General features: G+C 41.8%; 12 protein-coding genes. 9 read left to right on the forward strand and 3 right to left on the reverse strand.

Annotation, left to right across the window (positions count from 1 at the left end):
• Window positions 1-158 precede the first annotated feature (158 nt).
• The 3 genes from AKG39_RS00145 to AKG39_RS00155 are packed head-to-tail and all read right to left on the reverse strand — an operon-like array spanning window position 159 to window position 3,839.
• The gene (locus AKG39_RS00145; RefSeq protein WP_083439332.1) at window positions 159-1,895 is read right to left on the reverse strand and encodes an ASKHA domain-containing protein; all 1,737 of its coding nucleotides are present in this window, start codon (window positions 1,893-1,895) and stop codon (window positions 159-161) included.
• Window positions 1,896-1,922: 27 nt separating this feature from the next.
• Window positions 1,923-2,558, reverse strand: a complete 636-nt coding sequence (locus tag AKG39_RS00150; protein ID WP_050738331.1) for a hypothetical protein — start codon at window positions 2,556-2,558, stop codon at window positions 1,923-1,925.
• Window positions 2,559-2,570: 12 nt separating this feature from the next.
• A complete protein-coding gene (locus AKG39_RS00155; RefSeq protein WP_050738332.1) occupies window positions 2,571-3,839 on the reverse strand; it encodes a PocR ligand-binding domain-containing protein in 1,269 nt (422 codons plus the stop codon).
• A gap of 331 nt (window positions 3,840-4,170) precedes the next feature.
• Between AKG39_RS00155 and AKG39_RS00160 the strand changes: the two genes are divergently transcribed.
• The 9 genes from AKG39_RS00160 to AKG39_RS00205 all read left to right on the forward strand — a co-directional run bounded on the left by AKG39_RS00160 (window position 4,171) and on the right by AKG39_RS00205 (window position 16,980).
• Window positions 4,171-4,806 carry a cobalamin B12-binding domain-containing protein gene (locus AKG39_RS00160; protein WP_050738333.1) on the forward strand — a complete coding sequence of 212 codons (636 nt, stop codon included), beginning with the start codon at window positions 4,171-4,173 and terminating at the stop codon, window positions 4,804-4,806.
• Between the two features lie 71 nt (window positions 4,807-4,877).
• Window positions 4,878-5,516 (forward strand): corrinoid protein, encoded by a 639-nt coding sequence (locus AKG39_RS00165; RefSeq protein WP_050738334.1) that lies wholly within the window; start codon window positions 4,878-4,880, stop codon window positions 5,514-5,516.
• Between the two features lie 24 nt (window positions 5,517-5,540).
• A complete protein-coding gene (locus AKG39_RS00170; protein WP_050738335.1) occupies window positions 5,541-6,995 on the forward strand; it encodes a trimethylamine methyltransferase family protein in 1,455 nt (484 codons plus the stop codon).
• Window positions 6,996-7,262: 267 nt separating this feature from the next.
• Complete coding sequence (locus AKG39_RS00180; protein WP_050738337.1) at window positions 7,263-8,795, forward strand: sodium:solute symporter family protein; 1,533 nt, start codon at window positions 7,263-7,265, stop codon at window positions 8,793-8,795.
• 264 nt (window positions 8,796-9,059) lie between these two features.
• A complete protein-coding gene (locus AKG39_RS00185) occupies window positions 9,060-10,418 on the forward strand; it encodes a uroporphyrinogen decarboxylase family protein (RefSeq protein WP_050738338.1) in 1,359 nt (452 codons plus the stop codon).
• Between the two features lie 55 nt (window positions 10,419-10,473).
• On the forward strand, window positions 10,474-11,376 hold the full coding sequence (locus tag AKG39_RS00190; protein ID WP_160316119.1) for a GTP-binding protein: 903 nt from the start codon (window positions 10,474-10,476) through the stop codon (window positions 11,374-11,376).
• 41 nt (window positions 11,377-11,417) lie between these two features.
• Window positions 11,418-12,926, forward strand: coding sequence for a 4Fe-4S binding protein (locus AKG39_RS00195; RefSeq protein WP_050738340.1), 1,509 nt, complete (start codon window positions 11,418-11,420; stop codon window positions 12,924-12,926).
• Window positions 12,919-13,773, forward strand: coding sequence for a UPF0280 family protein (locus AKG39_RS00200; RefSeq protein ID WP_050738362.1), 855 nt, complete (start codon window positions 12,919-12,921; stop codon window positions 13,771-13,773). Before AKG39_RS00195 ends, AKG39_RS00200 begins: the two co-directional genes overlap by 8 nt.
• A 132-nt stretch (window positions 13,774-13,905) precedes the next feature.
• Window positions 13,906-16,980: a methyl-accepting chemotaxis protein gene (locus tag AKG39_RS00205; protein ID WP_050738341.1), complete on the forward strand. Its 3,075-nt coding sequence runs from the start codon at window positions 13,906-13,908 to the stop codon at window positions 16,978-16,980.
• Window positions 16,981-17,015: the final 35 nt, after the last annotated feature.

A 17,015-nucleotide genomic window follows, 5' to 3' on the forward strand; every position in this document is an offset into this window, starting at 1 on the left:
TGACCAGTGGTATCCAAGCATGGACAGCATGTGAAAATAAATGAAAAAATTTGGCAAAATTTTATCAAACTTAATATAATATAAACAAAGGTGTTTGAAGATAAAATATTCTTCAGACACCTTTGTTTTATTTGAAAGGATGTGTGCAGCTGGAGCGATTAGTTGAAGTTCATATTCATGATGTAGGCTTCCATAAAATCGGCGCTATCGGCCAAGTTGACCTGTTTTGTATGGGATTGAATGGATTGGGTGCGCTGGTTTTCATGCTGGTTCAACAGACAAAGCTGGACACCATGTCCTGCACCGTTGCCGATGGAGATGATTTTTTCTTTTGGAATAAGAGGGAGCAGGCCTATGGCCAGAGCGTTTTCAATATCGATGAAATTACCAAAGGCACCAGCTAGGACGAGCGCATCTATATCATCAAGGACTAAGTCACATTCCTTCAAAAGGGTTAGACAGCCGGAATAGATGGAGCTTTTTGCCAACTGAATCTGTCGGATGTCTTTTTGAGAGATGTAAACAGGCACTGTCTCGTTGGAAAAGTAAAAAACCACATCATCGGTCTCCAATAAGGTCAGTTGGGAAAAAAGTTGGCTGTCTGGACGTTTTTTGCGGTATTCATCGGGTGTAAGCAGATACCCTGTTTCGTCAATGATTTCGATGGATCGTAAGATGGCAACTGCGTCAACTATGGCAGATCCGCAAAGGCCGATGGGTTGTGTATCACCTATTACTTTAAAAGAAATGACGTCATTGGCCAGGGTGATTTTTTCGATGGCTCCTTCACTGGCGCGCATGCCGCATTCAATATTGGCACCTTCCAGAGCAGGTCCGCAAGCAGTTGAAGCCGTATAGAATTGCTGGGTGTTACCAACTGCGATCTCACCATTGGTGCCAAGGTCAATCATCAGGTATTTTTTTTCATCCTGGGGTAAAGTCAATAAAACAGCGGTTGTGTCAGCACCGACGAAACCGCCTAATAGCGGTAAAAATTCAATGGTTGAAAAATCGGGAAGATCTAAACCACAGTGAACATTATTAGTGAGAATGCTGTTCTGGGTGATGTTGGAAAAGGGAAAAACACCCAGTGCGATAGGATTAAGTTTGAAAAAAAGGTGCTGCATGGTGCTGTTACCGCAGAGGATGAGTTGATAGAGATGATCTCGTAAATGGGGGTGGTTGACGTAACATTTTTCAAGAAGGCTGTTGATAGTGGAGCGGATACAGTTGTTTTGTTCGGTTAAAGCAGTATCCTGTTCCTGGCAGGACAAGATACGGGTAATGACATCGGCGCCAAAGGTGATTTGCTTGTTTAGGGCTGATTCCGTCTGGATCAATTCACCTGTTTTCAAATCGTATACATAGAGCACGACACTGGTGGTGCCAATGTCAATTGCTCCGCCAAACAGCCAGTCCGTAGTATCGCCTTTTTGGAAATCGATGATCTGACTCTGACGATAAACTGCGGTAAAGCCATCTTTTTCGGTGGTATTGATGATTACAGAAAACTTTTGAAGCAGGGGGGCGTTAGCGTTTTTTAGGTGATCACTATAGGTCTCAGGCATCATGTCTGAATGAAGGAAATGCGTTTTAGAAATAGATGGATTAAAGATAACGTCTTGCGGAGCAAGATGATGGGTAAGGAGTGAAGCCTGGTCAAGAAATTGGGAGGCGTCAAGATAGATCGTCAAATCTTCGGTAATTTCAAACTGGCAGGCCAGTTCATTTCGTTTCAGACCGTTGGATTCAATGGTGACAGAACATTTGCCACAGGTTCCTTTGCCGCCACAGACTAAATCAAGGGGAAATCCAGCTTTAGAAGAGGCATCGGCTAGGGTGCCGCCATTAACACAAATGGACATTTTTTGATTGATAAATGTAAGTTGATACATAGTCACCTCATAATATATTTTATAAATTCAGTCAACAAGACGATGGGGACAATTTATTGAATCACATGTTTTGCAATCATGTTTCGTTGAATGAGATTCAATTTGGGAATCTGCACCAAAGTAATACAACATCGATTTTTCGGGTTCCAGCATATAATTTTCTGTCAAACTTACTTCAAGATTTGTTTCATCTTTCAGATTACGAAGAATGTTTTCCTGGACTTGTAAATCGATATTATTTTCACCTGGTGAATGACGTTTTGTTAACCTTAGTCCCAAATAGTTGATGGTATTTTCGAGTTGCGTGTTCATCTGATTTGATGCATTAAATAGTATTTCATTTGAAATATGGTTTAAGAGGAATCCATCCAGAAATTCATTTTTTTGAATGAGGTCTTCAATGACTTCATTAATTTTATTTGAACACGAACAAAAGCATGAAACAACGTATTTACAGCAATCGATATTCGGAAGATTAAGATGAGTAATGTTTTTCCGGATACTATAACAGGTGGTGATTTTCAGATTTTCTTTGGCAAGTTTAATGAGCTTTGGGAAAACCTGATGGGTATATTTTGTAGCATTTTCATTTTCTTTCAGATGTAGCTGACGAAAAATTCGATCCTTGTCATAAATAAATTCGGTTTGTGTGAATACAACCATATTGAACTCCAATCATTTTTCCTGCAGTTGAGCAGTGATCCGTTTGCGGTACTCTTTTGGGGTTTCACAAAGGAGCTTTTTAAACACTTTTGTGAAATAGCTTTGATCTCCAAAACCGACTTGCAATGCAATATCAGCAAAATTCATGTCCTTATTCTCAAGATAATCAAGACTTTTCTGGATTCGTTTATCATTCAGAAAAGTGGTGAAATTGACGCCTACTTCCTGATTGAAAAGTTTTGATAAATATGTTTTACTGATGCGCAAATGAGAAGCGACGTCATTCAAAGTAATCTTTTCACAATATCCGTCATTGATAAAAACGAGCGCCTGTTTGATGATCTCTGATTGTACACGTACCAGAGAGTGGTACACATTATCAACAAAGTGATTGATAATATGAAAAATCCAATTGAATAGTTCAGTAATGTTATGAATCTGGCTCATGGAGAAGACCTGATTAATGTCAAAACTGAAGATTGTTTTTATCGAAGCACCACTGTCTATGGCTCTTTGAGAAAGGGTTCCAAACAAATCAAGTACTCGGCCTTTAATATTTTCGAAATTTCCGCCTTCAATAATGAGAATTTCGTCATAGTACAATAACAAAATCTCCTGGACTTTTTCTTTGTTGCATTCTTCAACAAAACGGATTAGTTTATGTTCTAACGATGTTAACGTTGAGACATCTTCGAATGATGAAGTGGACTTGTTTTTATATTTTTTAATTTGATCACCAATATAAAGTTGGGTTTGGTATCTGGCATTGAGATGTTCATAATCTTGCCAATTTTTGTAGAAACCAAGCAGCGTGTTAAACAATAATGTTGAAAGACTTTGAATATGACTGGAATTATATATGATCATTTTGGAAATAGCAAGTGATATTTTTGGGAGCAATGCTTGAAAATCGGGATATAATTGGAAGGTTTTATCCAAAAATATTTCGTTGATATTCCCCATGACCAGGGGACCGATAATCACGTTGGCGAAGTATTTGTTATCAATAATGATAGGAATAGCAATATTGATGAAGTTGGAAGGACAGGTAAAAATATAGGGTTCACCTAAATTAGCGGAGAATTGAGCGGAAAAAGAAAGTGTATCTTCACATTTTTTATTCAGATTGCCATAATGATCGCTGAAGATTGAACAAAACTTCAGTTCAGACAAGAATGTCATGATGATTTCGCCGGACGGTTGATAAACCGATACTGGTACGCCAGTACACGTGCAAAAATCGGTTAGAACTTTTCTAAGTTTTTCGATGTGATCTTCCATTGTATGCTCCTTCGTTTAAGAATTAAATTTTCCAATCAATCCCCAAAAATTAAGAAAGAGAGAAATTTATGAGACATGCATATCGTAAAATCCCGTTTTAGGGTAAAATATTTAGTAAATCGTTAAGCTAAATAAGGGATGTTTTATTACAATACATCAATATTTTACCAAAACATGGTTTTTTGTCAAGAAAAAACAGAGGAATCACTTCAGACTTTGGGAGTTTATGAAAACGTAGTGCAATTCTACAAAGACTTGTGTTGCATTTTCTATATTAAACATCATAAGCCTGATATAATTTGTTTATTGGTTCAACAGTCAGGAGGACACAATGTTGCCAACAAAAAAAATATTTCAAAAGATAATTGAAGGAGATGAAGTTTGTACGGTTGAACTATGCCGTGAGTGTTTGTCAAATGGTTATGATGCCATGGAGATTCTGGAAAAGAGTATGATTCCGGCTATGGATCAATGTGGAGTATTATTGACAAATCGGAAGAGTTTTATTCCTCAGGTTTTAATGTCCACACGTGCTATGCAGGCTGGTATAGAAGTCCTAAAACCTTATCTGAGTCAGCAGGAAAATAAGCTGATGATTTCGGAAACGGTTATTATTGGAACGGTCATGGGTGATGTCCATACCATTGGCAAAAATCTTGTTTCAATTATGCTTGAGAGTGTCGGTACCACGGTGATTGATTTGGGTGCGAACATCTCGGGAAAAGAGTTTATCGATGCCATTACAAAATACCAGGCAAGATTTGTGATGATGTCGGCTATGCTCACATCGGCGATGGTAAGTATGCGAAAGATTGTCAAAGAGATTAAAGATCATGAATTTGGTTGGGATGTCGTCATTATCATTGGTGGGGTAATGGTTACCTTAGCATTTGCCAAAGAAATTGGAGTTGAATATGCTGAAAACGCTATCATCGGTATGGAAAAAATATTAAAAATTCATGATTGAAAAAATATAATTAAAATGGTTTAACGACCTTTTGATAGAAAAGATAAAAATAGATTTAAGAGGAGGAACGTATGTCACTATTAAATGAGATCAGCGAAGCTGTGATCGCTGGAAATGTAGAAGGTACAAGAGAAAAAGTTAAACTTGCTGTACAGCAAGAGGTCAATGCATCAAGCATTTTGAATGATGGTTTGATGGTCGGTATTAATGAAATTGGAGTGCGATTTGGTGCCGGTAAAATTTTCGTACCAACGGTTCTAATGGCTGCAAAAGCTATGCATGAAGGTGTAGAGGTGATTAAGCCCTTACTGGAAAGTGATGGTCCAACAACGGTTGGAAAAGCGATTGTCGGTACAGTCAAAGGAGATTTACACGACATTGGCAAGAAGCTGGTTGTTCTGATGATGCGAAGTGTGAACATCGACGTCATTGATATGGGCTCAAACGTTACTGCAGAACAGTTTATTGAGGGAATTAAAGAACACAATCCACAAATTGTTGGATTATCGGCTTTATTAACAACAACAATGAATGAACAAGCACACATTATCAAGGCTTTTGAAGAAGCTGGGGTTCGAGACCAGGTAAAAGTGTTGATTGGCGGAGCTCCAGTTACGCAGGGTTGGGCTAATAAAATTAATGCCGATGGCTTCGCTGCCGATGCTGCAAGTGCTGCTAATTGGGCAAAAGAATACGTCACAAGCTTATAATTTTAGAAATGAAAGGAAACTGATATGGTTGGCAGAATTAAATATAATGTAATGAATGATACTGAATTATCATTTTTAAAGAGTGAAATTGAACGTTTATTGATTGAAAGAGGGATTCATCTGGAGCATGATGAAATGCTGAGTGACTTGGCAGAACTTGGTTGTCAGGTCGACATGGAAACTAAAGATCTCAAATTCACAAAGGAACTCATTGACAAGGCTGTAAAAGCGATTCCAGAGAAATTTACTCTTTATTCTCCTTCGGGAACCAGAGATCTGGACTTTCCAAATCCAGACGGCGGGTTTTATTCCCGTACCAATACCGGGGCACCAAATTACCGTGATATCAAAGGTAATACACACTACACAACATTGGAAGAAGTTGAAGAATGGTATAAATTGACAAATGCCATGGAAAATATTGATTTTGTTACATTACCAAGTACTTCAGGTGAATATGTGCCAGGCGATGCTGTTGATGTTTATACGCTTGAAAAAGCGCTTAAACATTCAGCAAAGCATATATGGATACAGCCCTATGAAAGTGATAATGTTCAGTATCTCATCGATATGTCAGCAGCTGCGGTTGGCGGACTGGAAGAATTGCAGAAAAAACCGATTGTCAGTTTTATCGCCTGTAGTGTTCCCTGTATGACCTATAAGCATATGGATGCGGAAATCCTGTATCGATGTGCAAAATCAGGTATTCCGGTGCAACCCTGTTCATTGCCGACAGCTGGAGCAAACACACCGGTAACCGCTCAAGGCACTGCCTTTATTGCTTGTGCTGAAATTATGGCGATGATCGTTATGCTGGAATTACTCCATCCTGGACTGCCTGTGATTGCTACGCCATTATTGTTCTCAATGGATATGATGACAACCTATACCTTGCAGTCAAACACGGAAATCACGATTGCCCGGTTAATTGCAATGGAATTATTTGAAAATGGTTATAATATCCGCGCGCATTCTTACGGTACTGGAACAGACAGTATGGAAATGGATGCTCAAAATTTCATTGAAAGAACAAATTTAACCGATTCAATGGCAATGTCTGCCGCATCAATTTTAGGTGGGGCCGGACAATTGGAAACCGCAAAGACCATCAGTCCACTACAATTGATTATTGATAATGAAATCTTTGGAATTGCTCAAAGACTCCGCAGAGGTTTAGATGTAAATATTGAAACGATAGACTCTGAAGAAATCTTTGCTTGTCTGGATAAGGACCCGACATTCAGCTACCTGATGAGTCCCCACACAAACCGCCATTTCATGGAACCGCATCGACCGGATATGTTTAACCGCGATGGTGCTGTCAATTGGGAAACTGATGGCTGTAAGTCTTTGACTGATAAAGCGCTGGAAAAATTTCATATTATTATGAATGCAGAAGATACATATGAACTCTCGGCAGATAAAATGGCGGAAGTTAAGAAGGTACTGAAACTGGCCAATGAAGCACTTGTTAAATAGACGCTTATAAATACTTGAAAGTTGCAGAAAGGGAGAAGAAAATATGAGAGTCACAAAAACTGAAAAGATATGGCTTATTGTTGTTACTGTGTTATACATGTTATATAACTTCCCAGGGCTGCCAGCCTATAACGAGTCCGTTCCGATGCTAATACATGCTGCATTAACCTTGATTCCTCTGTGGGCTGCCGTTTATATTGGTATGCATAAAGTTTATAAAGTTTACAGATTACGAGATACAAAAGACGAGAGTAAAGGGGATATAAAATGTTAAGTTCAGCAACAATTTGGATTACTCTTGCAATCTATATGTGTTTTCTTCTGGGTGTTGCTTTTTATGTTACCCAAAAAGAAAAAAAACAGAAAGTAAGCGGCGGTTTATTAAAAGCAAGTGTTGCATGGCCAGTGCTGGTCATGACCTATGTCGCTTCTCTGATGAGTACCTGGGTTTTCTTTGCTGGTCCCGGTGCGTATTACCGAGGTGGTATGGGTTACTGGCTCTCGGAATTAAGCTATATCGCATTATTTCCGATTATCGCCCACTTCACTATGAATAAAGTATGGATGATTAATCAGCAAAGAGGCGGAAATTATGTTACGCCGGCTGATTTTTACTTTGAACGATTTAAAAGTCCGGCACTGCGGACGATTTTAGGATTGATCTTTCTCGCTGCATCTTTTCCATACATATCATCAGTCCTTGTCGCTATTGCTCAAGCAGCGGATTTTGCAACCGGCGGCGCCATTCCGTATCAAACGGCAGTTATTGTTGTCGGTTTGATTATGACTGTATTTGTTTGTATTGGCGGTGTTAAATCAGCGGCTATGGCCGATACCGTCCAGGGATTATTATTCATCGGGTTATTGTGGTTCATCGTGATCGCCTGCCTGATTGTAGGTTTTGGTGGATCCCTGACGACCGCCGTTGATACGCTATGGACGAATACGCCTGCTTTCTTTTCATACCCGGGTCCGGATGGATGGGTGACGAATGCTTCGCGGCTGGGTTATCCTTTATCTTGTGCCATTGGCTGGACGATTATGTTACCACATGTATTTGTTCGGGCAGGGTATTTTGGAGACAATTTAAAATCTCAAAGAAAATTATCGTATATCGCACCTCTGATTCAGGCAGTGGTTTGGACGGGGACAATGCTTATTGGTTTGATTGGTCTTGCTTTAGTCAGCAACTTGACAAAAGGGGATACGGAAATGATCATCCCCTTTATGATCAATAACTTTGTGATCGCCTTTAATCCAACGCTTGCAGCTTTTATGATGGTCGGATTCTTTGTTGGTGCGACTGCTGTTGGCTTATCGACAGCCAATGCATTCCTAACCGTTGCATCAGGGATTGTATCGTCTGACTTATTGAAAAATACATTCCATATTAACGTTCCAGCTGAAAAAGAAAGCTTGGTTAACCGTATTATTATTGCAGTATTGGGGATCGGTTCTTTACTGATTGCAATTAATCCGCCCGAGCTTATTTTCACCATGATTATGTTCTCTATTTCAATTGTTATGCCATTATTTCCAATCCTGGTTTTTGGATTGTATTGGAAGAAAGCCACAAAACAGGCTGCCATCGCATCAACCATTGTTGGAACAATTCTGGTACTCTTAACCTACTTTGCATGGGATCTGGGAGGCACCTGGTATGGCGCCATCGGTCTTTTAGGTGCAACAGTAACGATGGTTGCGGTTAGCCTGTTCACCCAACAGGACGAAGCAGACTCCAAAGAGTTTTATGAGATTTGTACACGGGCGAATAATCGTTTTTATGATGTTCAAGAATAGATTAGCTAAACAAGTCTAAATTAATAAAATGGTTTAAGGATGTGGGTATCTTCTGATTCTCGAAGTGCCCATATTCCTGTAAAAGAGTTTTTTTTCAGTCAGACTCATTACCTGGAAGCAGGTTTTTCTGATTCCACAGCATAATTCAACGCTGATTCAAATCAAAATTCGCTGATTGAATTGGGTATGGCAGCATACGAGTGAATCTGCCTGAACAAAAAATATTTGAGGTTAATATATCATACTAAATGGAGGAATAAAGCAATGGGTAAAGAACTGATTTTTAAGACGATGCGGCATGAAGAAACGGAACGGATGCCATGGGTTCCGTTTGCCGGAATTCATTCTGGCAAACTCGCCGGATATACAGCAGAAGAAATACTGAAAGATGGGCAAAAATTATATGAGTCACTGATGGAAGTGGCTAAGGTCTATGGGCCTGATGGAATGCCGATCATGTTTGATCTGCAGTTGGAGGCTGAAATCATGGGATGCGAACTGCTTTGGGCTGAAGATAATCCGCCCGCGGTTAATACACATCCGAATGAAGGGGATGCAAAAGGAATTCCATGTCGATGCAAGATCCCAACGAAAACATCGGGTCGAATTCCCGTAATGCTGGAAGCAATGACGAAGTTGAAGGCATCTGTTGGTGATGATATTGCCTTATATGGCTTAATCTGCGGCCCGTTTACTTTGGCTTCCCATCTGCGCGGTACCGATATTTTTCTGGATATGCTAATGGATGAAGACTATGTCCGGGAGCTTGTGAACTTCTGTGCTGAAGTGGCTATGAAGATGTGCGATTTTTATATCGAAGCCGGTATGGATGTTATCGCTGTAGTCGATCCGCTTGTCAGCCAGATCGCACCGGAATCCTTTGAATCCATGCTATCTGATGCCTTTACAACAGTCTTTGACTATATTCGAAATAAAGATCGGTTTTCATCATTCTTTGTCTGCGGAAACGCCGCACCACAACTCGATGTTATGTGTAAAACAAATCCTGACAGCATTGCTGTGGATGAAAATGTCGATTTTAAGGCTGGGAAGGAAGTCACCGATCAATACAATATTGCCATCAGCGGTAATGTCCCACTTGCAACTGTTATGCTTCATGGCGAACCGAAGGATAACCTGAAATATGTTGTCGAGCTGTTGGATTCCATCGCGGATAAACGCAATATGATTGTGAGCCCCGGCTGTGATATGCCGTATGATGTACCACTCGAAAACACCATCGCCTGTTCTCAGGCGGTCAAAAACACTGAGCAGGCAAGAGAGCTGATTAAGGGTTATGATGGACCTGATTTGAGTGATATTGAAATTGATATCCCGGACTATGAGAAGCTGGAAAGACCATTTGTCGAGGTGTTCACCTTTGATTCGGTTCAATGTGCAGCCTGTACCTACATGATGGCGGCAGCCCAAAAGGCGAAAGACTATTTTGGCGATAAAATTGATATCATTGAATATAAATACACAGAGCGTGAAAATGTGGTCCGCTGTCAACGAATGGGCATTTCAAATTTACCAACCATGTGCATCAATGGGGAAATAAAACATATTTCAATGATTCCTGACAGCGAGGAATTACGTAAAGAAATTGAAGAATTATTCTAATAACATCACATGTAATTGTGACGCTGCGCAAAGTCGAAAGACAAATATCTGTTTGTTGACAGGTTTTTTAGGCGCCGGAAAGACGACGTTGCTCAAAGAGTTAATGTCGTCTTTTCATAACCGGAAAATAGGGGTTATTGTCAATGATTTCGGCAAAGTGAATATTGATTATCAACTGGTTGAAACAGAAGGCTTGACCATGGCTGAAGTTTCAAATGGTTCGATATTCTGCGCCTGCGTCAAAGATAAATTTGTGGATAGTTTAATTGCGATGGCATCCTATGATCTGGAGTTGCTTTTTATTGAAGCATCAGGCTTGGCCGATCCGTCAAATATTCAACCAATATTGGATGGCATTGCCCGAAAAACGAATGAAAAATATGAATTCACAACATCTTTATGCGTAATCGACGGTGAACATTTTATAAAAATGTCCGGTATCCTACCGGCGCTGAAACGCCAGGTCGAAAATTCTGGGATCATTCTTGTCAATAAGGCGGATTTATTTGATCTGGAAACGAAGGCTGAGCTTATTAGAAAAGTCCACGAATTCAATGCCGGGGCAGAAGTGATTGTCACCACTTATTGCAGATTTGATGTTGGAACATTGTTTGAAACGTCATCGGTTCCGATGAATCCAGACCAGGAAACGTCAAATACACCTGAAACCAGACCAGTAACCATATCCATGGAGGCAATAGAACCTCTGGATTTTAAGTGTGTCAAAGCTTTCTTGAAAGAAACGATTCCATCAACTTACCGATTAAAAGGATTTATACAGACCCATGATGGCGATTTTGAAGTAAGTGCAGTGAATGAACGGATCGAAATCAAAATGACTAGGAAATCATTGACAAAAACCGAGTTAATTGCGATTTCATCCGTCGGCATCACACTTTACAATGTTATTTTGAAAGCTTCAAAAACCTGTCTTGGAGAAAAGATGAAGATTAGTTGATTGGTAAGTGAAGCAGGGAAGACGAGGGAGGAAGACAGACGATGTTTGAAATAGATACAAATCAATGCAAAAAATGCAAAATGTGTGTAAATGAATGTCCGGTAGGAGCCGTTGAAGTTAAAAAGACTGAGAAACAGACCATTATTGTAATTACAAATCAGTGTGTGGAATGTGGCATATGTAAGCGGGTTTGTCAATATGATGCAATTCGCCAGAGTCAGGTAAAAGCTGATGTCGTAATTTGCAGTTCCTGTCCTATTCAATGCAAGGTCCCGGTTGGATTGACGGGGGCATGTACCCGGTATCGGAATGTGGATGGAAAACTGGTTCGAGACCGGGCGCTTGTGGTCGAACCCAGGGCATTACCCAAAGCAGAAGATGCGATTCGGCAGCCGATCATCACGGCCGTCGGCGCCGGCACAAATTATCCCTGCTCAAAACCGGCTCCTCATATCGTGAGTCAGTGCCGGGACGGAGTGGATGTGGTGACGGTGGTCACCGAAGCGCCGCTGAGTTACAGCGGTTTGATCATTAAACTGGATACGAACACTTATATCGGCGAAGAGGGTGATCCGGTTTATCGGGGCAATAAAATCGTTGGTATGGTCAATACGGAAGAGTATGGGTCTAAAATGATTGCCATCGGCGGAGCTAATAAACTCACCAGCGACGCCGGATTTGCAACGGCACGGACGATTGTGGAACTGGCCAACGGTGAAGAAGTTGAGCTGAAAGTGAATCGCAAGACCAGTCTGAAGCTACAGGCAGGGAAAGCGCCTATCATCGATGGTGCAGAGGAAAGCATCATGCGGATTGGTTGCGGCAGCGCTACTGTGGGACTCTTCGCAAAGCTGATGAAGGAAGCGGTGGATGACTGTATTGTCATCGATCATCACGTTATTGGCCTGTGCTCTGAGCATCTGGCCGGTGAAGCGGTGGGCATGATCTGGAGCGGTCTGATTCCTAATGCTGCAAAAAGTTCAAGAGGCCGCTATTTTGGCGAACACGGACAAGGCATTGGCGGGACCACACTGGAAACGCCTCGGGATGCGATTAAAGGTTGTGATATGACGATTGCAAAGCCGGGGATGAAGGTCATGGTTGTGAACACTACCGGCGAAATCTTTGCGCTGTTTACCTTGCAGGGGGATGGCGGTTTTGAGGAGATCCCGATGACAGAGGCAGCTATGGCAGTTGCGCTGGCCATTCAGAATAATTGTCAGCGTTCAAGGACATCGGTTTTGTATACCGGTGGAACGGGAGGAAGTGCCAGAGGTGGCGTCTGCACCCATCCGGTAAAAATAACGGAAGCTGTTCAATCCCAAAAAGCGGTATTGACTATTGGCGGAGCACCAGCCTTTGTGTATCCCGGTGGCGGGATCAACTTTATGGTCGATACTGAAAAAGTAGTCAATAAAGCCTTTACCTGGGTACCGACCCCGGCCACCGTTGCACCGGTGGAGTATACCATGCGAAAATCTGATTATGATGCCATGGGAGGACACATGGATCAGATCAGAGATGTGTCCGAATATAAAAAAAATGAGTGAATACCCTTTTCAGATCCTCAGCGATGGCCGGGTTTTTGTGGATTACGGTCCGGTGACCATGGTGATTATGGCTATAAAAAAAGGCGTGGTTCAAACAAAGCTGTGCTCAGAAGCCGCATTGAACATCCCCGATTTACTGGCAGAAATTTCTGAAAAACGCCATCTTTTATCGCAATATTCAAGAACCATCGATCTCGGGACAATAAGTTCCGGAACCTTAAGTGGCCTACCGCTGGAAATGGTGAAGGCCGTCAAACGGCTTCAGGAACCAACTCTGACACCGATGGCCACGGTGGCAGGAGCTCTTTCTGATGCCCTGGCAGATTGGCTCGATGCTCGGGATGTCGACAAGGTCATTGTTAATAACGGCGGGGATGTCGCCATTCGGCTGAGGGAAAATCAATCTGTAAAAATGGGTATCCTGCCCAATGTGGAGACGGGAAAACTGGAAAAAACCGTTACCATCCGTGTAGAAGATGGTATTGGTGGGGTGTGTACCAGCGGCCTGGGGGGACGCAGCTTCACCCGGGGCATTGCCAATGCAGTGACCGTGTTTGCGAAACGGTGCTGCATCGCAGATGCCTGTGCCACGCATATCGCCAATGCTTCTTATATCAAATCTGAAAATGTTATAACCGATCTGGCCGGGAATCTTTACCCAGATAGTGATATTGATGATCTTGAAGTGGTAACTCAGGTTAAGCAACTGAGCCGGGAAGAAGTAATCCAGAGTCTGGATCAGATTAAAAATGAGAGCTTACATCAGTTTCAATTGGGAAATCTTCAAGCTGTCTATGCAGATGTTGGCGGTGTTGCGCTGCAGTGGGAACCGAATGACATCCAATAATAATTACAAAATACAAAAAAATACAGGACTATTCTGAGATATTTGAATTGAAGCTGCTAATTAGCAATTTAAAATAGCAATAACAAAGGATTTGGGCATTACCCAAATGACTTTTAAAGAAGAGGATAAGAAATGGATAAGAAAAAAGGTTTGCTCATTCGTATGCTGCTGACCATTGGTTTACCGGTTGTGATTATTTTTACCATTGTGGCCAGTATATCACTTTATGTGGTTAACCAGGCCATTACCAAAATAACCGTTAATGAATTATCAGCAAGATCCCAATCAGTTTCCAATGAAATTGAAACTTATTTTACCAGCTATCTGGAAATCGCTTCTCAAATGTCGGTAAACCCGGAAATTCAAAGTATCTTCAATCAAGTAACCCCAGGCACTGGAATGAACGCGACTGCCAATTATCTGGAAGTGAAACAAATTTTGGAGAACGTGGCTGCCAGTGATCCTGAGAATATACGAACAACCTGGATTGCTGATGTGGACTCCAGCCAATTTATACAGTCCGATGGAGTGATCTCCAGTCCAGATTTCGACATCAATTCCCGGCCTTGGTATCAGGAATTGCTTCAGAAAAAAACTGTTTTCATTTCCGAACCTTATGAAGATATTACTACCAATGAAGTTATTGTAACAGTGGTATCACCGGTTTTCGCTTCAAATTCTCAGGAAATAATTGGCACAGCCTGTGTAGATTTTTCAATTGATCGCATTAAAGAAATCATTGCTGAAAATAAAATAGGGGAAACCGGCTTTTTTGTTGTATCAACCAACAATGGTACTGTCTTTGACCATCCTAATGACGAATTTGACAATAAACCTTTGAGCGACACCGATTTATCTGAAAACATTATTGTCGCACTTACCGATAAAACAGCTGGTCCGATTTCCTATATATCGGCTGGTACACAAAGCCAGGGCTATGTCACAGAAATCGGTGATACCGGTTGGGTACTGGCCACTGGACTTCCAATGAAGGAATTCAATCAATCCTATGATTCCATCCAGACTATGATGCTGGTGATCTTTGGCTTGGGACTACTGGTGATTGTGGGGTTGATAGTGGTTTCGACTCAAAGTTTTGTCCGTCCGATCACTCGATTGGCTGATGCAGCCGATCAACTGGCTCTGGGGGATGTCGAGATCGACTTTGACATGGTTGATGATGCCAAAGCTGATGAAATTGGCGAGCTGATCCGATCCTTTGTAAATATGGCCGAAAATATTCGGGATCAGTCCGAAACCGCCCAGAAAATTGCCCATGGCAATTTAAAGGTTGAAATCAAGCCCCGCTCCAAACAAGACGTGCTGGGCAACAGCATGGTTTCCATCAAAGAAGCCATTTCAAGGCTGGTAACGGACACCATCATGCTTTCGGATGCTGCCATTCGCAGTGACTTCACCAAACGGGCCGACGTCACCAGACATACAGGAGACTATGCCGAGGTTATTTCAGGAGTAAACCAGACCTTGGATACGGTGGTAGATAACATGTTCTGGTATGAGGCCATTATCGATGGCATTCCCTTCCCGATCCATGTCACCGACATGGAGATGAAGTGGACCTTTATGAACCGTGCATTTGAAGAACTGATGATAAAAAACGGTGTCATCACTGATCGTGTATCCGCTTGTGGTATGGATTGTTTTAATGCTGGGGCAAACATTTGTCAAACCGCAGGCTGTGGTATCCGACGCCTGGTGGATCAGGATCTGGCTGACTCTTACTTCGAATGGGTTGGTCGAAGTAATAAACAGGATACGGCTTACCTCAAAAATAAAAAAGGTAAAAACATTGGCTTTGTAGAAATCGTAACCGATTTGACGCCTATTATCCGAGTTAGAGATTATACTCATGCTGAAGTTGCCCGATTGGGTGATAACTTGATGCGTCTGGCAGAAGGTAATCTGGAATTTGATATGAACGTAAGTGAAGCCGATGAGCACACTAGTGAGGTTAGTATTCAGTTCGACGAGATAAACAATAGCTTAGGTGAAGTAAAATCATCTATCGGCGACATGATTGATGGAGCCACGACAATCACCAATGCAGTAATTAACGGTAATCTCCAGGCAAGCGCGGACACTAGCAAATTTAAAGGTGCATGGGAAGAACTGGTTGGAGGCATGAATGCCATACTGGAAGAAATCAACAAGCCTCTGGGAGAAATAATGACAGTTATGGGCGCTATTTCGAATGGAAACCTCCAGGTACGGATTATCGGTAACTATAACGGTGATGTGGATGCCCTCAAGCAAACAGTCAACAACACTGCTAAACTTTTGGATGGTGTTGTTAGCGAAATTACTGAAAAAATACAACAATTATCCCAGGGAAATCTGGATATTGAGTATGCAAAGGCATTCCAGGGCGATTTTATAACCATTTCTAATGCAATTAACGTGATCATTGATTCTTTGAACGATGTAATGGGGGATATTAATGTGGCCTCCGAACAGGTTGCCTCGGGCTCAGGTCAGGTATCCGCAGGAAGTCAGTCTCTGGCTCAGGGTTCCACAGAGCAAGCCAGCTCGGTTCAGGAATTAACTGCCTCCATTGCAGAAATTGCCAATCAGACAAAAAACAATGCAGTGGATGCTAATAAAGCAAGGGAATTATCTGATACCGTAAAAGGTCATGCTGCCAAAGGCAATGCTCAAATGTTTCAAATGCAGAAGTCTATGGTGGCCATCAACCAATCATCCAACGACATTTCAAAAATTATCAAAGTAATAGATGATATCGCCTTTCAGACTAATATTCTCGCTCTTAATGCCGCAGTGGAAGCGGCCCGGGCTGGGCAGCATGGCAAAGGATTTGCTGTAGTTGCTGAAGAAGTTCGAAACCTGGCGGCTAGAAGTGCAGATGCTGCCAAAGAAACCACTGTCTTAATTGAAGGCTCCATCGACAAGGTCAAAGAAGGAACAAAAATTGCAGATGATACCGCTGCCGCTTTAAACGATATTGTATCAGGTATTGAAAAAGTCACCAGCCTTATCGGTAATATTGCGGTTGCTTCCAACGAACAGGCATCGGGGATTGCTCAAATTGATACTGGGGTGGAACAGGTGGCTCATGTGGTTCAGCAGAACTCGGCCACTGCCGAAGAAAGTGCTGCTGCCAGTGAAGAGCTCTCTGGTCAGGCTGAGCTGCTTAAACAAATGATTGAGCGATTTAAACTGAAAAAATAAAGCGAAACTTTACATAGATTTATGTAAAAATTCGA

The sequence above is a fragment of the Acetobacterium bakii genome, from assembly GCF_001263355.1.
GTDB classification, from domain to species: Bacteria; Bacillota; Clostridia; order Eubacteriales; family Eubacteriaceae; genus Acetobacterium; species Acetobacterium bakii.